Below are 17229 nucleotides of genomic sequence, written 5' to 3'. Positions count from 1 at the left end.
TTCAGTTCACCAGCTTTGTTTTAATTTCATCGAGTTTGCCGTGTGTCGCGGCGAGCTTCTCTATCCTTTCCTTCGGCAGGAGAATTGCGGGGTCGTGCGGCACATCCAGACCGGCCTCCACAATGCCGTTCAGTGCGGCAAAAATGCCGCTGTTCCTCTTTGGATTCACGATGCCGGCATCCAGTATTGCTTCAGTTATGCCCTGCTTCTTCGCCCTGGATGCGGCGAGCATTCCTGTGAGATATGCTGCTGCGCTGTTTGAAGCCGCACCTGTCCAGCCGTATCGTCTCAGCTCAATGCTCCCCGCAGACGCTATGACAGCGTCTCCGACAGGGTCAAAGCGAACAAACTGCACGGTGTAGTATTTGTTGCTCTTCCTTACAACGGCCCTCGGCTTGTCCGATTTCAGCAGTTTCAGCCTGTGCGAATAATCTGTATTGCCTTCTCTCCTTCTCCTGAACGGTACTTTGTATCTGGGACCAAACATAATATCACTCCCTGAGCAACCCTTCAGTCCTCAGATGCTCCTCGAGATTCCTCTTCCCGCGGAACATGCCGCCCTTCGTCAGCCTGTAGAACTTTCTGTACGTTGCCCTGTCTATCTTCCCTTCGTCTCTGTATGTCTTCAGCTGGACGCGCAGTGCCCTGATTGTCTTCACCCACCTTGCTTTCCTTGGTGTCCTGGTGTTCAGCGTCCCTTTCCTTGAGCCCTCTCCGCCCTGCCTGCCCTTCGCCCTCTGTTTCAGATTACTGTTTATCCGGCCCCTCGAATTACCCTTCTTGGGCACGGCAAAAATGCTGCCGGACTGCACGGCAGTCCGTACATCGGCCCTCGTGATGGCGTCGGCGACGTCGGAGAGCCTGTTCGGGTTAATCTTCACCCTCGATTTGCCGCACTTCATTATGTCTGCGGCCATTCTCTTCTGGTTCTTCAGGTCCATTTGTAATCACCCGTTGAGTACCCTGATATTAAGTCTTGCAGCTTCCTCTGCTATCTCCTTCCTCTTCTTCGTGCCTACGGCGTGTGCAACGCGCACTGCCGTTGTCTTCGGGTCAACACCGTCAAGCTCCGCCGCATTGTGCACGAGCTTCTCCGCAAAACCGGATGGGTGCAGATGCCTGGCAGTCGAAGGCGAACCATATCCGATCGACACGGACTTCGGTCTGTAATATACACCGACACGCATCTTGCCCTGACCCCCTCTGGGCCTGCGCCATTTGTGGCCCAGTCTCTCTGCCTTGTAGCACTCGGCCCGCAGAAATTCCGGTCTGTGCTTTTCCAGCTCCTTCCTGAACACCAGCGCTTTCCTGAGTTCTGGCGTCAGAACGGGCTTCTGCTTCGCCGTGTAACCCTGCACGTCTTCTGTTTCTTCTGCCGGTTCGTCCTTCTGTTCCTCTTCGCCGGCCTCTATCTTCGCTTTCCACGCATCCAGCGTCTCCGCTGCGATGCCGCTCTTCTCAAGCTCACTCCTCTTCTCGTCGTTCTTCAGTGATGCGTCGAGCGCATCGACGTCCGTTATTCCTGCCGCGGAAAGCTTCTCCATAACCTCTGCATCATCTCCGACAACTTCATTGAGTTTCATATTAACGCCATCCCTGCCTTGGAAGTTATGTATATGCCGTCCTGGAATACCCGCTTGTCATAATTCTTGATTCTGGTTGCTCTTTCTATGTTCGCCGCTGTCTGGCCCGCATCCTCTAATACGTTTGATGTGACCGTTACCTGATCTCCAGATACGGCAACCTTGGCGGCGCCGGCTATACGCGCTTTCCTGGGATGTCTCTCCCCCAGGAAATTCTCGATTATGACTTCCTGCCCCTTCACCTGCACCTTGATGGGGAAATGTGCATACACGATCTTGAGCTTGTACTCGAAACCCGTCGTCACGCCCTCTATCATGCTCCTGATTTCAGACGCAATAGTGTTGATTTCAGCAAGTTCCCCTCTCCTGGGCAGCTCGATTTCCATGTTTACGGAGGCATCGCCTGTCTGAACGACCGTGCGCCCGAATTCGAATGTTTTCGATATGGCGCCAAGCTTGCCGCTCACGTTCACGAGCTTGCCTTTCACCTCCACCCTGACGCCCTTGGGTATCTTCACCTCGTTGCTTGCTATGCCTGTTACTACCATCAGCATCACCTCAATACACGTACGCGAGCAGCTTGCCTCCGACGCCAAGCTCCTTTGCCCTGAACTGTGAAATCACGCCGTTCGTGGTCGTCATTATGAGCAGGCCGAAATCCTGTGCCGGCAGATAGCGCGACTCGAACTGTTCTATGTCGAATCTCCTCACCGAATGTCGCGGCTTCACGACACCGCAGTTGTTTATTCTTTTAGACAGTACAACTTTGAACATGCCTGCCTTGCCGTCGTCGAGCAGCTCGAACTGCCTTATGTAGCCATTCTCCGCCATGACGCGCAGGACGTGGCCTATGAGTTTCGAGGCCGGCCGTATTGTGCACTCGTCTTTTCCTCTCTGTTCCGCATTTTTTATGGTGGACATTGCATCATTAAGTGGATCGCATTGCATTCTTTCACCTCAAGAGTATTTCCTGAATTCCAGCTGCGGCGCTATTTCTCTGAAGCACTGTCTGCAGACATGCAGGCTGTATCTCCTGACAATGCCCCTTTTTCTTCCGCAACGCCTGCAGCCTACCTTCCTTCCGAACTCCTTCTTCGGCTTCATTCGACCACCTCGAGAGCGAACTGCTCCTTCAGGAACGCCACGCTCTCCGTCAGCGTCATCCTGTGCTTTGCCGGCAGCGATCTGGGTTGAAGCTGTCTGCGCGTTATCCTGTACCCCTTCCTCATGAGCGATACGCTCACATCCATGCCGAATACGCCGATGTCAGGGTCATATTTCATTCCCTCGAAGTCGGTGTAATCCGGAATGCCGAAGGAGAAATTACCGTTCCTTGAAAAGGAATAGAGGCTGACTCTGTTTTCCTTTACCCAGAGTGCCTTCTTGAGAAACTCCTGCGCCTTCTTGCCTCTCAGCGTCACCTTGCATCCGATGGGCTGTCCCATCCTGATGCCGAAATCCCTGTTGGTCCTCTTCGAGTGCGTCACGTACGCCTTCTGCCCCGTGAGCATCTCCAGAACCTTCTGTGCCTTGACGAGACGCTCTCCTGCCTCGCCCGCCCCTATGTTGACAACGACCTTCTCAAGCACCGGTTTCCTCATAACGTTCATATTGCGGCAACCTCCGGAAGTCTTATTGACGATTCACCGGCACCGGAAACAAACACATTCAGCCAGACGGTGGAAAAGCCTTCCTTGAAATAGACTACATTCGGGGCCGGATTCCTCCATTTCTCAAACTTGCTTACAGTAGCCAGCTCTCCGACATGCGAACCGCCGATGAGCAGAGCCTTTGAGCCTTCCTTGAGTTTAAACGTGTCAAGCACCTTCTGTGAAGGTATCTCAAGTCTCAGCACATCTCCCGTCGATGCATCCACTTTGCCCAGCATGTTTCTGCCGTCATGCAGCGATATCTGTGTCTTGCCCCCGCGCGTGACCTTCTTCCCTTCAATCCTGCACAGTTTCCACCCGCAGTCTGATGCCGGCACCGGCACGAGATGCATCTTGTTCCTCCGGTCTATGAGCATCCTGTAGCCGCCCTCCTCTCCCTCAATCTTAAGCACATCCATCAGGCCCACCGGATACCTGTAGTCCTTCCTGACACGGCCGTCGACCGAAAACCGCCCGGCGGATATCAGTATCTTAGCTTCACGTGAAGTTTCACACAATGAAAGCATATCCCTGACTACCTGGAGCAACGGAACAGAGAATTCCATTTCATGGGGACCCGGAGATGTCTTGACTGCCCAGTAGCTGGTCTTCCGTTTTATCTGCCAGCGCCTCGGCGCCGCCATCCGCTTCACTCTTCCCGACATTCAGTTGCCTCCTTCCGCCTGTGTCTTTCTCTTCCCGTCGGGGTTCAGGGCTGTTATGACAAGATTTGAGAATGAAACCGGTCTGGCGGTCTGCTTGCCGTCCGCCTTGGGAATAGTCACTCCGTCGATCATTACGCGTCTCCTGACAGTGTCGACGCTCGATACCTTGCCCTCTATGCCTCTTATGTCCCTGTCGCCCTTTACGACCATTACGGTATCACCCTTCCTTACCGCTATTCTGCTGATGTTTCTCTGCTTGCTCAATTCCTTGCTCAGCGGTGCTACCATACTCTTCCTGCGCTCCGTTGGATGCGCACGGTACAGGCCCTTCCTCTGTTTTCTCGCACTTATCGTCATGAATATCACACTATCATTGATGCAACGGCCGCAATTCTGGGCCATCTCTCCGCCGCTTCCCTGGCGACCGGTCCCTTTATGTCCGTCCCCTTGGCTTCGCCCGTCTCGGTTGTGATGACAGCCGCATTGTCCTCAAACTGGACCATTGTTCCGTCGGCTCGTCTGAATGGCCTGCGCTGCCTGACAATCACCGCATAGAGAACCTGTTTTCTGACTTCGGGTGATCCCTTCTTCACTGTTACGACAACAATGTCGCCGATGCCCGCCTTGGGATACCGCCTGACCGTGCCGTGATAACCCGGAACCGAAATAATCTGTGCCACCTTGGCACCGCTGTTGTCTATCACCGTGAGTTTTCCACCGGTGTTCATGCCGCGCGTCTGTTTGCCCGCCAGTCCCTTCACTGGATCACCCTCTTCTCAATCACAACAAAGCTGACCGTCTTGCTGAGCGGCCTGCATTCCATAATCCTGACTTCGTCGCCTTCCGCGACCTGGATACAGCCGGGGAGGTGGGCCGGATACCTGCTCCTTCTCCTCTCATATCGCTCATACTTTAAATTCAGCTTCCTGTGTTCCTTTTCGACAATGACTGTGCCTTTCATTCTTGCGGAAACAACCCTGCCGATGATCGACTGTCCACGAACAGAAAGTTCTCCATGGTACGGGCACTTCCTGTCTGCGCATTCAGTCTCCGGTTTCCTGTCTGTAACTCCAATGTCTCTCGTGACCATCTATCTCAGCCTCTTTATCCTGTCTTCCGGTCTGTAAAGTATCTTTTTTCCCTCAACAACCGTCCTTCCGTTCTCGGTTTCAAATATGAAGCTATGGCCCTTCTTCGAGAAACGTTTCTCCGGTTCGCCAATGTGCAGCATGTTTTTGGTCTCCCACACCACTCTGCCTTTCGCTATCTCCTTCATCCTGTTATCGCAGACGATCACACTGTTTCCGATGAATTCGCCCCTGAGAAACTCCCTGTCTTTCATAATTCATCTCACCGTCGCATTGAATCCCATCTCGTCCAGTGTTTCCTTGACTCTGCGTTTGTGGTCTCCCTGGAGTTCTATCCTGCTGTCCTTCACTGTTCCGCCCGAAGCGCATTTCATTTTCAGCTTCTTGGCCAGTGCATCTATGTCTATGTCGGATGAATTGAACCCCTCAACCACCGTGACCACCTTGCCGTATCTCCTGCTGTCAGTGTATACCACTATCGATTGCTGTTCCCTCGCAATCTGCTCGCACATGCAGAGTTCTTCGGGCAGACCGCAAGTGGGACAAACTCCGGCCATTTACCGCGCTTCCTCCCTTTCCACGGTCAGTATACGTGCGATCTGCTTCCTCAGCGCCCTGATTTTGCCCGGATCTGCAGGCGCACCACCCATCGCCGAAAGACCTCTTTCATGCATCAGTTCGTCTCTGAGCTGCTTGAGCTTGTCGGCTCTCTCTTCCTTTCTCATCGATCTGACTTCCTTTGCTTTCACGAGAGTCATCAGGTGGTGTCACCTCCGTCTTCAAGCTGTTCCACGGGTGCCGCTGGCTCGGCTTCCGCAGGCTGCTGTGCCACTGTTTCCTGCGGCTCCGGTACAGTCAGTCCGACCTTGGCCGGCTGATATATTTCAATTTCGTCGGGCAGTTTGGCGTCAGGCGCCATGATCTGGACCTTGACGCCGATGATACCAAGCTTCAATTTGGCAGCTGCAAAACCTTCCTTTATGAAGAGCCTCTTCGGCTCGCCGCAGTACTTTACATGTCCTTCCTTGAATTTCTCAGTCCTGTGTCTCTGTCCGGTCAATTTGCCGGATATAACGACCTGACATCCCCTGGCGCCGGAATCCATGATCCTCTTTACTGTGGAGTGGCCAGCCCTTCTGAAATGCCATCCCCTTTCAAGTGCAAATGCGAGTTTTTTTGCCATGATCTGCGGGTTGAGATTTGGATTGGAATCCTCCTGCACCTCAATCTGCGGATTGTCGAAGTCGAAAAGTTCCTCCATCTGTCTTGTGAGTGATTTAATCACTCCGCCCTTCCTTCCGATTACCAGGCCGGGTCTTTCTGTGACCAGCGTCACCCTGGTTCCCAGCGGCGTCCTCTGTATGTCGATGCCGCCGAAGCCGGCTCTGTCGACCTCTCTCATCATGTATTCCTTCAGGAGGACTCTCCTTGTGTTTTCTTTGATAAACTTCCTTTCTCCGCTCATCAGATTGCCTCACTTGACCTCTTCCAGTATGACCTCGATATGGACTCTCTCCCTCTTCCACGGTCCGCTCTTTCCAAACGCCCGCGGCATGAAGAAATTGTACGCCTGACCTCTGTGCGAGCTTATTGTTTGTACACGCATGCTGTCGGAGTCCAGTCCCTTGTACTCCGCGTTGTGCTGCGCCTCTTCGATCGCCTTCTTCACAACTTTCGCCGCCTTAACCGGAAATCTGGCAGGACCCGTTCCCTTCTTGTGAGTCACCTGCTTGTTGTATCTCCGGAACGGCACGGGTCTCGTGCGCGCTATGACCTCATCCAGGTATTGCAGCGCAACATCCACCTTCCTTCCACGGACGAACCTGCAGAGCTCGACTGCATGTTTCGGCGAAATATCCATGTCCTTCACCATGGCTCTTGCCGTCGTGTCCGGATCTGATTCCTGCGTGTAACCTGACATATTGACATCCTCACTTCAGCGGGAGGAACTTCGATCCTCTCGTTGCACCAACACCAGGACCAGAGTGTCTCGTGAAACGTCTGGTCGGCGCAAATTCACCGATTGCGTGGCCGATCATTTCGGCCTTGATTTCAATCTCCTTGTATTCCTTTCCGTTATACACGGAGACTTTCTTGCCCACGAATTCAGGAAGTATGAAAATCTCTCTTCTGTGAGTCTTTACAGCTTCTCCGTTGGAAGTGCGCAGCTTTTCCACAAGTGTCTGCTGTTCCCTGTTCAATCCCCTTCTGTATGAACGGCGCGCCCTGGAGGGAAGAAGGGCAAGCACATCCGTCAGAGGCATTTTCAGCATCTCCTCAAGTGTATATCCCCTGTATGTGAACTCCTTCTTTCTTCTGACAGTGACTCTGGCTTTCCTCTTTCCTGACCTGCTCTTTGCAAGTTTGCTTTCCAGTGATTCTTCTACCATCGCTCATGCCTCCTTCTTCTTTTGCGGGGAAAGCCTGCCCACTTTCTGTCCAGGTCTTGCGCCCCGTGCAATTGTACTCGGCCTTCCGACATGCTGATGTGACCCTCCGCCGAAGGGATGATTGACAGGATTCATAGCAACACCGCTGACGCGCAGATGCGCCTTCGCCTTGGAATGCAGGGCATGAAATTTCTTGCCTGCCTTGGCATACGGTCTGTCTACACGACCGCCCCCTGCCGGAACGCCTATTGAAGCATAACATCTGTTGTCGATTCTCTTGAATCTGCCAGACGGAAGCTGTATCGTAGTTGTTGTACCGTGGCTTATGACTGTAGCCGATGTACCCGCGGCTCTGACAAGTTTGCCTCTGTCACCGGGCCTCAGTTCGATGTTGTGTATGAGAGTGCCTTCCGGAATCTCTCCCAGTGGCCTGATGTTTCCGCGTTCAAGCGGTGCTCCCGGACCTACTGTAATTGTCTGATCGACATAGTTGCCTTCTGCGGCAATCATATACTCTTCGACTTTTCCGAAGTTGACTACCAGCATCGGTGTAGTGCGTCCCGGAGCATGCACTATGTCTACGACTTTTCCCGTTCCCTCCCTGGTGGCAGGCTGTTTTCCGGGCGTCAGGTGCCTGAAGCTCGGAGATCTGTAGTTCGGGGAGCCCGCCCCTCTCCTCTGATGCCTTAATCTCTTTCCCATTCAAATGACCTCAGATAACGCCAATTCTCACGCCAATGTCTTCAGCCGAATATTCCTCTTTCAGCTTTATGATCGCATGCTTGCCGTCCGATCGTATTTTCACATTTATCTTTTCGACCTCGGCCTCAAAACGTTTCTCGAACGCCTTCCTGATATCCTCTTTCGTCGCGTCTATTCGCACAACAAACTCGAGCCTGTTGCCGTCTCTCAGCTTCTGCTTCGCCGTGCCTGACATGGCGTTCATGGATTTTTCTGTCACATACGGGTGAATCAGAACAGAATACTCGTCTATCACAGCATTTCCGCGTTTCTTGTCCGTTCAACCACCCCTCATCATTTCTATCGCTTTCCTGCTGAACAGCACCAGTCTGCCTGCATCGCCTCCCGGCGCGAGCTTCTCCGTGTTCAGTGAAGCGGGTGTGGCAACCGCCACGCCTGCGAGATTCCTGGCGCTCTTTGCTAGCGGAACGTCCATGGAGGAGACGACAATCAGCGGTCCCACAGGCTCTCTGTACGGCCTGTTCCTCATCTTCCCCCTTCCAGCTCTGATGTGCGTGCCTGCCCTGACGCGCAAAATGTCATCAATGACTCCCAGGCTGCCGAGCACCTGCTCAACATCGGAGGATTTCGACAGCATTTCGACGTCGTCATCAAACACAACCGGAAGATGCACATTCTCGGAGAACCTGTGCCCGCGGCTCGCGACCAGTTCCCTGTTGCCCGATGCCGCGAGCGCCGAGAGCTTCGCCAATTTACGCTCTTTTTCATTGATTTTGAGATACCAGCTCTTTTCCTGTCTCGGAGGATGGGCCCTGCGCCCGCCTACATTGTTCGGCGACTGTGCGGCTGTCGACTGCCCCTTTATCCTCTGCACTCTTGCGACGCCTCTGCCTTTCCCCCAGGTTTCGACCGAATGACGCATGCCGGCCCGCTTCATTGAGCCGTACGGCTGCCTCCTGTTTGCAGCAGATGCCAGAAAATCCTTCCTGATGATGTCCGGCCTGTATGGCGTCGAGAAGTTTGGAGGAAGCAGAAGCTGTTCTCTGGGCTTCCCGTCTGAACCATACAGGAATGTGTGGCCATTCGAAGGCGCTTCTGACACTGTTTCCTGTTCCTGAGTCGTCAACTATTCACACTCCCTGCATGGATTCTGTTGACACGTAAGTCAGCGTCGGTGCTTCCTTCACCTTCACCAGGCGCGGCCTGATCGTGTCACGCAGCCTGATCAGTCGTTTCGACGGTCCGGGCACGCTGCCATGGAGGAGCAGATATTCGCCCGAAATCTTGCCGTAATTGAGAAATCCTCCCTTTGGCGTGATGTCATCCCCGTTCTTGCCGATCTTGAGTACTCTCTTGTTGAGTTCGGTTCTCTGGTGATAACCTGTCTGACCGGATTGCGGAACGGTTGGCCAGATGTAGCCCGGTCTCTTCGGCCCCAGTGTTCCAATCATCCTCGTGTGTTTGCTGTTCTTGTGTGACAGTAATTTTACACCCCATCTCTTAACCGCACCCTGGAACCCCTTGCCCTTAGTGACTGATATCACGTCGACAACATCCCCGTCCTTGAGATAATCGTGCACGCTTACTTCCTTTCCAAGGATGGACAGTGCATAGGCGACCCGTTCCTGGAACGTTCCCCCGCCTATCCTGATTTCCATGAGTTCGGGTTTCTTCTTCGGGACGCCGGTAATCAGGGAAGGCTGGGTGTGGGCAATTATGTTCACTTCCTCTCCTTCCGTCTTGCTGAATTTCTCCTGCTCCGAAGCGAAATCCCTCTGATGTTTAATCACAAGTACGCGGGAAAAATCTTTGTCCAGTTTTTCCGCCCACAATTCACCGGCTGTTTTCAGTCCTGTTGAACTCGCGGCATATATTCTCACCGCAACAACCTTCAACGGCGGCGTCTCCAGGACAGTAACGGGTATCTGAAGCTCCTGACCGGCCGTGGTGGACGTCGGCCTGTAGTCCACCAGAATGGCGTGTGTCATGCCTGCTTTGTACCCTGCAAAACCCTGAATCTTCGGCCCTCCGGCTGACTCGGGCCACGAATCAAGCTTCGGCACTTCCCTCTTAGCTCTCTTCCTTGGCGAATAGCCCATCGAACCGCGTCTCGGCCTTCTTCTGTTTGGCATCTGCTAACACCTTTACCTCGCAACGACCGCATTGGCCGCTGCAGCACCAAATCTCATTTCCCCGTTCAAGCGCAACCGTGACGCCACCGAAGGATTCAGAAAGCATCAGTACCCCTCTTGCCGGGATGCATGTGCATTGCCCGAAGCGTCTGGTCGCGCTATGAGGACAAATGCTCTTAAACGGTAGTTGTATATAAAAGTGACCTGCATCTGCAGCGGGAAGTTTCCCTGCTACGGGCGTCGCCTGTCAATCGGTCAGCTACGCCGTCACTGACATGCCACCGCAGGCTGTCATATTATGCCTGTAAACTCTGCAAGGCAATAAACTTCATCTCAGCAGACTCGCAGTAAAATCGCTTTCAAACCGTTCTGAAAGACGCATGAGAGATGCGATGATCTCGGACACGTCGCTCTCGATCCTCCGCTTCATGACACCCATATCTGATATGCCGTAAATGTGGAAGTATCCGCCACCTTTAAGTCCTGCCGTCCTTCGGTAGCACATGCCTGTGGAAAGAAGCCTGGAAAGCGATCTGTGCACTGTGCTTCTGTCGCGTTCCAGCCCCTCGGCAAGTTCGTCAAGCGTCATTTCGCTGCCAGCAGCCAGTTGCCTCAGTACTTCAACCTCAGCGTCGCCCAGGTCATACAGACAATAAAGGAGATCGCTGCAGCCGGCCCCGGTGCTTCTCAGGGAGGATATGCTCTTCATGTATTATCCATCATCCATCGTCACATCTCCTAACCCGGCACATGGTTATAAAGTATTGCGTGGTATGGCCAATACCATCAAATATTTATACTGCCGCATTTAATGTGCCACACAGTGAATTCAATGGTCTTTGAAAAGAATGAATTTGAGGTAAGCGTTTCCTCGAGCCGGTCAGTGGCAGATGCTGTCGGCGCGCTGACAGAAGCGCTTAAGCTGCGCGGTTACGGGGTGCTCGGGACGATAGATGTCCGTAAGACGCTGAGGGAAAAAGCAGGCAGGGATGTGAGCGATTTCACGATACTTGATGTGTGCAATCCTTCTCACGCCGTCAGAGTAATAGAAAGGACGGATAAAGCGGGTCTCCTGCTCCCATGCAAACTCTCCCTCAGGAAGAACGGGAGTGAGACAAAGATTTCTATGATACGCCCGGGCAGAATGTTTGGTCTTGTGGGCGATTCCACTCTCGGCGATATCGCAGAGCAGGTTGAACAGGAGATAACAGAGGCAATGAAGTCGGTAGGTGATGAATAGGATGAGCGAAATGGATTTGAACGATGAACTTGAGCAGATCAGGAAGAGAAAGATGGAGGAACTGCTCGGCATTTCCGGCGCCTCCCCGACTCCCGGAAAGGCACCTCACGCCGCCGGCGGCGTTACTGTACTCACAGACGCAACCTTTGACTCCTTTGTGGCAGGCAACGGTGTTTCGCTAGTTGATTTCTGGGCACCCTGGTGCGGCCCGTGCAGGATGGTATCGCCCGTTGTCGAGAAACTCGCCGGAGAATATGCAGGCAGAATCGCATTCGGAAAGGTCAACGTTGACGAGAATCCTTCTACCTCGTCCAGATTCAACATCATGGGGATACCCACTCTGCTCATCTTCAGGAACGGCAAGCCGGTGGACTCCATCGTCGGCGCACTGCCGAAAGCCGCCATTGCCCAGCGCCTGAACAGGTTCGTGGTCTGAATCGCGAAGGAACGGGTACAGGGCAAGGCACACCGAGAAATTAGATCCTGCAGTTTGCGCCTGTCTGTGCGCAGTTTGACACTTTCAACTTTTCTATGAATGCATTGACACGGTCCACAATTTCTATATATGCAATCTATCTCTGCCACAGCGAAGACAAATGGCCAAGTTCAAGGAAGCTGAGATAAGATTGCTCTCAAAAAAGGTGTGCATGAACTGTTCTGCCACCAATTCTGTGAGGGCTATGCGATGCAGAAAGTGCGGTTACACAAAGCTACGTCTCAAGGCGAAGGAAATACGCAAGGCCTGATCCGCACACTCACGCGTGATATCTGCTGACCCGAGTCAGAGGACCTTCTGCCTGGCTGTTTTCCTCTCTCTCTTGCCAATCAGTCCTATCTGTGCCAGCAGCGATTCAAGCTGTATCCTGTCATTCCCTCCCTGCACTATCCTGTATTCTGTTTCGCCAATGCGTGAAACAATATCGAGGAGTGCGTCGTCGGAAAGGGCAATCTCAAAAACACCTCTGTGTATGTCTGCAATGAGATCGGTTGCGCTCATCCCCCGTTCATAAAGCATCGTGTCCAGCATGTCTCTGGCCTTCAGGAAACTTCCGTCGAGCGCATATTCAAACATCAGCTTTATCTCCTTGGGATCAGGCGTCGATGTCGCCAGGTAGACGGCGTTCTGATCTATGTGTTTGCTGAGAAACGCGCTTGCCTGGAGTGTATTCACAGCCCTTCTTGAGTCTCCTCTGGAGTATCGCACTATGTAATCAACCGCCTCTTTGGTGATGGTCAGCTGTTCGGCACGCACTATGTTTTCCACACACTTCTGGATGTCTGAATCGCGGAGAGGCGAAAACTGGAATACTGCACACCGGGACTGTATCGGATCTATGATCTTGCCGGGGTAGTTTGCCGAGAAGATGAATCTGCAGTTTCTGGAATAGAGCTCCATGGTTCTCCTGAGTGCTGACTGTGCATCGGATGTGAGCGCGTCGCTCTCATCCAGGAATATGATCTTGAATGCAGCTCCTCCGAGCGGTGCCGTCCTTGCGAAATTTTTAATCTTGCTCGGTACGTTGTGTTCGGGGTCACCCCTCACGACCCTGATGCCCCTCTCGTCTGATGCGTTCAGCTCCATAAAATTTTCGCGCCAGTATTCGCCGAAAAGTTCCCTGGCCAGGACGATGCTGCATGTCGTCTTTCCGGTTCCGGCCGGTCCGGCAAACAGCAGGTGCGGCAGATTCCTGCTCTCAACGTAAGACCTGAGACGGCCGACGATCGATTCCTGTCCTATGATTTCGTCAAATTTCCTGGGCCTGTATTTCTCAACCCAAATTTCTGTTTCATCCATCGGAACGGTGCGACAATGGGACTGCCTCTAAAAAGCATTTCCCGTCCATGCTGCAGCGTTGTCGCAATGTCTATATCGGAGCTGCAACACTGATAGAGCTGTGACATGCACCTCATGCGGCTCTGAGGCAGTATACTTTGCGAGGTACAACGGCAGGCATTACTGCAAGCGTCATTTTGAGGAATCTGTGGAAAAACGTGTGAAAAAGGAGATCAGGGAACAGAATATATTCTCCAGAAACTCGACAGTCTGCATTGCTGTATCGGGAGGCAAGGACAGCATGACTGCACTCACGCTTCTCAAGCGATACTCTGCAGCCAGGCGGGACACGCGGCTGATCGCCATAACGGTGGATGAGGGCATATCCGGCTACAGATCCGAGTCGCTTGAGATTATTGAGAATTACTGCAGGAAGCTGGGAGTCGACTGGAGGCACCGCTCATTTGGTGAGGACGCGGGTTTCACTATGGACCGTCTTGCAGCGACGGTGCGGAAGAGAACCACTTGTGCTTACTGCGGTGTATTCAGGCGCAATCTCATAAACGCGCTGGCGCTGGAGGCGGGTGCTACAAAACTTGCCACCGGATTGAATCTCGACGATACTGCACAGTCGGTCATGATGAACATCGCGAGGGCCGACACATCGAGGATGGCAATGATGGGACCGCACGGCGGCGTAATCGACGGACTCGTTCCCAGAGTGCAGCCGCTGAGACTGATACCTGAAAATGAAGTGCTGCTCTTTGCTATGCTGTCTGGCATCCCATTCCTCAGATCCTCATGCCCTTATTCCGAGGAAGCCTCCAGGAACCTTTTCAGGGACATCGTGCTCAGGATGGAAGAGGAGATGCCCGGCACTCGTTATTCAATCGTCAGGTCGGCCGGTGCCTTCTCAGCCGCAGCACCCCGGGGCAGGGCGCGCAGGTGTTCCGAATGCGGCAATGTTTCGTCCGGAAGCGTGTGCAGGACATGCACGTTGAAACAGGAGATTCGGGCTCTTCCTCTGTGATGTGCGCCGGTTTCACGAGAAGAACTTTTCATATTTGTAGGCGGGATAGCCTTCGCCGTAGCAGTACTTCAGACGCACGAACTTCTTCTTGAAGCGGCGAACATCCCTGCTCACTCTGATCGGATCCTCTTTCTTCAGGAGCAGCCGTTCGAAGAATGTGGCTATTTCCTCCATTTCGTTCCTTTTCATCCCGAGATGCGTTATCTCCTGCGTTCCGAGCCGCAGACCGCTAGGATGTACAGGACTCTTGTCATTCGGCAGAAGATTCTTGTTCACAATTATGTTCGCCTTCTCGAGGATGAGCGCACATTCGCTCCCTCCTCCCAGCTTTTCCACATTGACTGCAAGTGCATGCGACTCAGTGAAGCCGTAGTCTGCAGCAAGCACATCGAAACCCTTTTCATACAGGCTCTCCGCCAGTGCCTTCGAATTCCGCACGATCTGTCTGGCGTACTGCCTTCCGAACCTCTGCATTTCATCAAGCGCTATGCAGAGGGCAGCCATTTCGTGAAGATGGTGATTGCTTGTTACTCCGGGAAAGACTCCCTTGGCCAGGGCCCTGCCCATCTCTTCGTCTGCCGGATTGGCAAGTATGATGCCGTGATTTGGACCCGGAAACGTCTTGTGTGTACTCCCTGAAATGATGTGGGCACCTTCCCTGAAAGGGTCCTGGAACTGCTTCCCTGCAATGAGGCCGAGCACATGGGCGCCGTCATACCAGACCGTGGAGCCTGTTTCGGCAAACACATCTGAGAGCTCTTTCAGCGGTGCTGGAAACAGAAACAGCGACATGCCGAACAGCGCCAGTTTCGGTCTGACTTCCCTGAGCACCTTCGCGGTCCCGTCCACGTCAAGTGTCATTCGTTCAGCATCGAAAGGATAGTTGACCGTTTTCAGGCCTCTCACACCGACCGCGCCGAACCGGGCCGTGGATATATGTGCCCCGTCAGAAAGAGCTGGAGTTGTTATCGTTTCGCCTGGCTTCGTCAGAGCGAAGAGAACGGCGAGGTTCGCAACAGTTCCCGAGATGGGTCGAAGATCCGAGAAACTGCAGCCGAACAGCTTTCTGGCAAGTTCCATTCCTTTTTCCTCAACCTTGTCTACAAATTCATTGCCCTGGTAGTACCGGTGACCTGGCAGCCCCTCGGCGTACCTTCCGTTGAAGTCTGAGTTGAGCATCTCCCTCTGAAGCGGGCTGATCACATTTTCTGACGCTATGAGTGGTATGGACTCTTCAAAGAATCGGTTGTGCTCAATCGCGGCATCTTTTATGAATTGCGCATTTCGTGAAATCCGGGACATAACGATCGGAGAGTATCGAAACCCGATTTAACACTTTGCGGTACGGGTATGCAATCCGTTTATGTGCGCCGTGGTCTCTGCCTTATCACCGCTGCTCGGCGTATCCGTCTGTGTTTCGCATCACTGCGCCGAATTTACATCGGGTGAAAATTGCACAGTCATCAATAAATATCGATTGATTGGTTTGATTTGTGCAGAGTGGACTAATGTCGACGGTCGCAAGGGAAACTGACGGGATCAGACGGATAAAGACGTACATTGAAGGTTTCGATGAAGTGCTTGAGGGCGGCATCCCCTCAAATTCAATCGTGCTCATTGCCGGTACGCCAGGAACAATGAAGTCAACTGTGTCCTGTAACATGCTTTACAGGAACGCCATCGCGAAGGAAACGCGTGGTGTCTATATGACACTGGAACAGAACAGGTCCAGTCTGGAGCAGCAGGGACGGCGGTTCGGCATGCAATTCGAATCGGCCGGAGAGCATCTGAGAATACTCGATTTCGGCATTGTGAGAAAGAGTCTGAAGCAGCTGACCGCGAGAAGGAGCTGGCTGGAAGTCTTCAAGATGTATGTCAACAATCTGAAGGACAGCACCGGTTTCGATTTTCTAGTTATCGACTCTCTCGACGTTCTGGAAACCGCCGCGCGCCTCCAGAGCAGGAGGGACGAGTTATTCTATATTTTTGAATGGATGAAGGGCCTTGGTGCAACAATAATTCTCACGTCTGAGTCTTCGATGGAGCACCTGGCTTCGGAGAACAGGGATGAGGCCTATCTGGCCGACGGCCTGATTTCGCTATCCATACAGGCGATAAGTGATGTGGAAGTGCAGAGGCGCATCAGGTGCATGAAGATGCGCGCTACCAATCACAGCATGGATTCGTTCACATTCCTTTATGAAAACAGGAGATTCCTCGCCGTAAAGTCGATATCCAAACCATAGCCTAGGCGAGGACGTCACCGTTGTGCAAGACCATGGTGCTAAAAACTGTGGCTGTAAAGCGTTTTGGCTAACTCATCTGACGTTGTTGATAAACTCTCTGCGTTTGCACACTTCGTTTACTTAGGAGGTGATCCATCTGCAGGTTCCCCTACAGATACCTTGTTATGACTTAGCCCCCCTTACCAAGCTCCAGTTCGAGCTCTCCAAAAAGAGAACCCTCACTCGAACCCGACTCGGATGGCTTGACAGGCGGTGTGTGCAAGGAGCAGGGGCATATTCACCGCTTGATGTTGACAAGCGATTACTACGGAATCCAGCTTCGTGAGGGCGAGTTACAGCCCTCAGTCCGAACTACGAACAGGTTTCGGGATTACCTTCCGCTTTCGCGGTCGGAGCCCATTGTCCTGTCCTTTGTAGCGCGCGTGTAGCCCGGGAGATTCGGGCCATACTGACCTACCGTCGACCTTTCCTTCCTCTGACTTAGCGTCAGCGGTCCCCGTTATGTGCCCGGCTTCCTGAGAAACCGGTGGCAATTAAGGGCAAGGGTCTCGTTCGTTATCTCACTTAAGAGAACGCCTTACGGTACGAACTGACGACGGCCATGCAACACCTCTCGGAAAATCTGGCAAGGTCATCAGCCTGGCCTTCATCTAACCGTCGCTCCCGGTGAGTTGTCCGGCGTTGAATCCAATTGAACCGCACGCTACTCCCGTTGCGGTGCTCCCCCGCC

The 17229-nt window shown here is 53.1% G+C and carries 29 protein-coding genes and 1 rRNA gene; 5 read left to right on the top strand and 25 right to left on the bottom strand.

What is annotated here, in order from left to right; genetic code table 11:
• Position 1 precedes the first annotated feature (1 nt).
• From KIS30_07755 to KIS30_07650, 22 genes are all read right to left on the bottom strand, one after another.
• Positions 2-487, bottom strand: coding sequence for a 50S ribosomal protein L18 (locus tag KIS30_07755; GenBank protein MBX8646633.1), 486 nt, complete (start codon positions 485-487; stop codon positions 2-4).
• A 4-nt stretch (positions 488-491) separates the two neighbouring features.
• A complete protein-coding gene (locus KIS30_07750) occupies positions 492-941 on the bottom strand; it encodes a 50S ribosomal protein L19e (GenBank protein ID MBX8646632.1) in 450 nt (149 codons plus the stop codon).
• A 6-nt stretch (positions 942-947) separates the two neighbouring features.
• A complete protein-coding gene (locus KIS30_07745; protein MBX8646631.1) occupies positions 948-1583 on the bottom strand; it encodes a 50S ribosomal protein L32e in 636 nt (211 codons plus the stop codon).
• A complete protein-coding gene (locus tag KIS30_07740) occupies positions 1580-2131 on the bottom strand; it encodes a 50S ribosomal protein L6 (GenBank protein MBX8646630.1) in 552 nt (183 codons plus the stop codon). The genes KIS30_07745 and KIS30_07740 overlap by 4 nt, the downstream gene beginning before the upstream one ends.
• Positions 2132-2141: 10 nt before the next feature.
• Positions 2142-2531 (bottom strand): 30S ribosomal protein S8, encoded by a 390-nt coding sequence (locus tag KIS30_07735; GenBank protein MBX8646629.1) that lies wholly within the window; start codon positions 2529-2531, stop codon positions 2142-2144.
• Positions 2532-2540: 9 nt separating this feature from the next.
• On the bottom strand, positions 2541-2687 hold the full coding sequence (locus KIS30_07730) for a 30S ribosomal protein S14 (protein ID MBX8646628.1): 147 nt from the start codon (positions 2685-2687) through the stop codon (positions 2541-2543).
• Positions 2684-3193 (bottom strand): 50S ribosomal protein L5, encoded by a 510-nt coding sequence (locus KIS30_07725; protein ID MBX8646627.1) that lies wholly within the window; start codon positions 3191-3193, stop codon positions 2684-2686. Before KIS30_07725 ends, KIS30_07730 begins: the two co-directional genes overlap by 4 nt.
• Positions 3190-3897, bottom strand: a complete 708-nt coding sequence (locus KIS30_07720; protein MBX8646626.1) for a 30S ribosomal protein S4e — start codon at positions 3895-3897, stop codon at positions 3190-3192. Before KIS30_07720 ends, KIS30_07725 begins: the two co-directional genes overlap by 4 nt.
• Positions 3898-4254, bottom strand: coding sequence for a 50S ribosomal protein L24 (gene rplX / locus KIS30_07715; GenBank protein ID MBX8646625.1), 357 nt, complete (start codon positions 4252-4254; stop codon positions 3898-3900).
• 5 nt (positions 4255-4259) lie between these two features.
• The gene (locus KIS30_07710; GenBank protein ID MBX8646624.1) at positions 4260-4658 is read right to left on the bottom strand and encodes a 50S ribosomal protein L14; all 399 of its coding nucleotides are present in this window, start codon (positions 4656-4658) and stop codon (positions 4260-4262) included.
• The gene (locus tag KIS30_07705) at positions 4655-4987 is read right to left on the bottom strand and encodes a 30S ribosomal protein S17 (protein MBX8646623.1); all 333 of its coding nucleotides are present in this window, start codon (positions 4985-4987) and stop codon (positions 4655-4657) included. Before KIS30_07705 ends, KIS30_07710 begins: the two co-directional genes overlap by 4 nt.
• A complete protein-coding gene (locus tag KIS30_07700; GenBank protein MBX8646622.1) occupies positions 4988-5239 on the bottom strand; it encodes a ribonuclease P protein subunit in 252 nt (83 codons plus the stop codon).
• A 3-nt stretch (positions 5240-5242) separates the two neighbouring features.
• Complete coding sequence (gene yciH, locus KIS30_07695; GenBank protein ID MBX8646621.1) at positions 5243-5542, bottom strand: stress response translation initiation inhibitor YciH; 300 nt, start codon at positions 5540-5542, stop codon at positions 5243-5245.
• Entirely contained in the window at positions 5543-5743 is a 201-nt protein-coding gene (gene rpmC / locus KIS30_07690; protein MBX8646620.1) for a 50S ribosomal protein L29, read from the bottom strand.
• On the bottom strand, positions 5743-6450 hold the full coding sequence (locus KIS30_07685) for a 30S ribosomal protein S3 (GenBank protein ID MBX8646619.1): 708 nt from the start codon (positions 6448-6450) through the stop codon (positions 5743-5745). The genes rpmC and KIS30_07685 overlap by 1 nt, the downstream gene beginning before the upstream one ends.
• 9 nt (positions 6451-6459) lie before the next feature.
• The gene (locus KIS30_07680; protein MBX8646618.1) at positions 6460-6906 is read right to left on the bottom strand and encodes a 50S ribosomal protein L22; all 447 of its coding nucleotides are present in this window, start codon (positions 6904-6906) and stop codon (positions 6460-6462) included.
• A gap of 10 nt (positions 6907-6916) precedes the next feature.
• Positions 6917-7375, bottom strand: a complete 459-nt coding sequence (locus KIS30_07675; GenBank protein ID MBX8646617.1) for a 30S ribosomal protein S19 — start codon at positions 7373-7375, stop codon at positions 6917-6919.
• Between the two features lie 3 nt (positions 7376-7378).
• A complete protein-coding gene (locus KIS30_07670; protein ID MBX8646616.1) occupies positions 7379-8077 on the bottom strand; it encodes a 50S ribosomal protein L2 in 699 nt (232 codons plus the stop codon).
• Positions 8078-8087: 10 nt separating this feature from the next.
• A complete protein-coding gene (locus tag KIS30_07665; protein ID MBX8646615.1) occupies positions 8088-8369 on the bottom strand; it encodes a 50S ribosomal protein L23 in 282 nt (93 codons plus the stop codon).
• A gap of 27 nt (positions 8370-8396) precedes the next feature.
• Positions 8397-9146, bottom strand: a complete 750-nt coding sequence (gene rpl4p / locus KIS30_07660; GenBank protein ID MBX8646614.1) for a 50S ribosomal protein L4 — start codon at positions 9144-9146, stop codon at positions 8397-8399.
• A 61-nt stretch (positions 9147-9207) separates the two neighbouring features.
• A complete protein-coding gene (locus KIS30_07655) occupies positions 9208-10209 on the bottom strand; it encodes a 50S ribosomal protein L3 (protein ID MBX8646613.1) in 1002 nt (333 codons plus the stop codon).
• A 328-nt stretch (positions 10210-10537) separates the two neighbouring features.
• The gene (locus KIS30_07650) at positions 10538-10918 is read right to left on the bottom strand and encodes a helix-turn-helix domain-containing protein (protein ID MBX8646612.1); all 381 of its coding nucleotides are present in this window, start codon (positions 10916-10918) and stop codon (positions 10538-10540) included.
• Between the two features lie 114 nt (positions 10919-11032).
• Between KIS30_07650 and KIS30_07645 the strand changes: the two genes are divergently transcribed.
• The 3 genes from KIS30_07645 (at position 11033) to KIS30_07635 (ending at position 12195) form a co-directional block, all read left to right on the top strand.
• On the top strand, positions 11033-11449 hold the full coding sequence (locus KIS30_07645) for a DUF302 domain-containing protein (protein ID MBX8646611.1): 417 nt from the start codon (positions 11033-11035) through the stop codon (positions 11447-11449).
• Positions 11450-11459: 10 nt separating this feature from the next.
• The gene (gene trxA / locus KIS30_07640) at positions 11460-11885 is read left to right on the top strand and encodes a thioredoxin (protein ID MBX8646610.1); all 426 of its coding nucleotides are present in this window, start codon (positions 11460-11462) and stop codon (positions 11883-11885) included.
• Between the two features lie 160 nt (positions 11886-12045).
• Positions 12046-12195, top strand: coding sequence for a 50S ribosomal protein L40e (locus KIS30_07635; GenBank protein MBX8646609.1), 150 nt, complete (start codon positions 12046-12048; stop codon positions 12193-12195).
• Positions 12196-12230: 35 nt separating this feature from the next.
• Here KIS30_07635 and KIS30_07630 read toward each other — a convergent pair whose 3' ends face one another.
• Positions 12231-13244, bottom strand: a complete 1014-nt coding sequence (locus tag KIS30_07630) for a replication factor C small subunit (GenBank protein MBX8646608.1) — start codon at positions 13242-13244, stop codon at positions 12231-12233.
• A 100-nt stretch (positions 13245-13344) separates the two neighbouring features.
• On the opposite strand from KIS30_07630, the gene KIS30_07625 reads away from it, so the two are divergent.
• Positions 13345-14253, top strand: a complete 909-nt coding sequence (locus KIS30_07625) for a TIGR00269 family protein (protein MBX8646607.1) — start codon at positions 13345-13347, stop codon at positions 14251-14253.
• Between the two features lie 12 nt (positions 14254-14265).
• On the opposite strand, the gene KIS30_07620 is transcribed toward KIS30_07625, so the two are convergent.
• Positions 14266-15555, bottom strand: coding sequence for a serine hydroxymethyltransferase (locus KIS30_07620; protein MBX8646606.1), 1290 nt, complete (start codon positions 15553-15555; stop codon positions 14266-14268).
• A gap of 206 nt (positions 15556-15761) precedes the next feature.
• Between KIS30_07620 and KIS30_07615 the strand changes: the two genes are divergently transcribed.
• A complete protein-coding gene (locus KIS30_07615; protein ID MBX8646605.1) occupies positions 15762-16499 on the top strand; it encodes an RAD55 family ATPase in 738 nt (245 codons plus the stop codon).
• Positions 16500-16621: 122 nt separating this feature from the next.
• On the opposite strand, the gene KIS30_07610 is transcribed toward KIS30_07615, so the two are convergent.
• Positions 16622-17229: ribosomal RNA gene (locus KIS30_07610) — 16S ribosomal RNA — on the bottom strand; the annotation flags it as partial.

The organism is Candidatus Sysuiplasma acidicola, from assembly GCA_019721035.1.
In the GTDB taxonomy this organism is placed as follows: Archaea; Thermoplasmatota; Thermoplasmata; order Sysuiplasmatales; family Sysuiplasmataceae; genus Sysuiplasma; species Sysuiplasma acidicola.
Note: the sequence above shows the minus strand (reverse complement) of the source record. Positions and strands in the feature narration are given on the sequence as shown.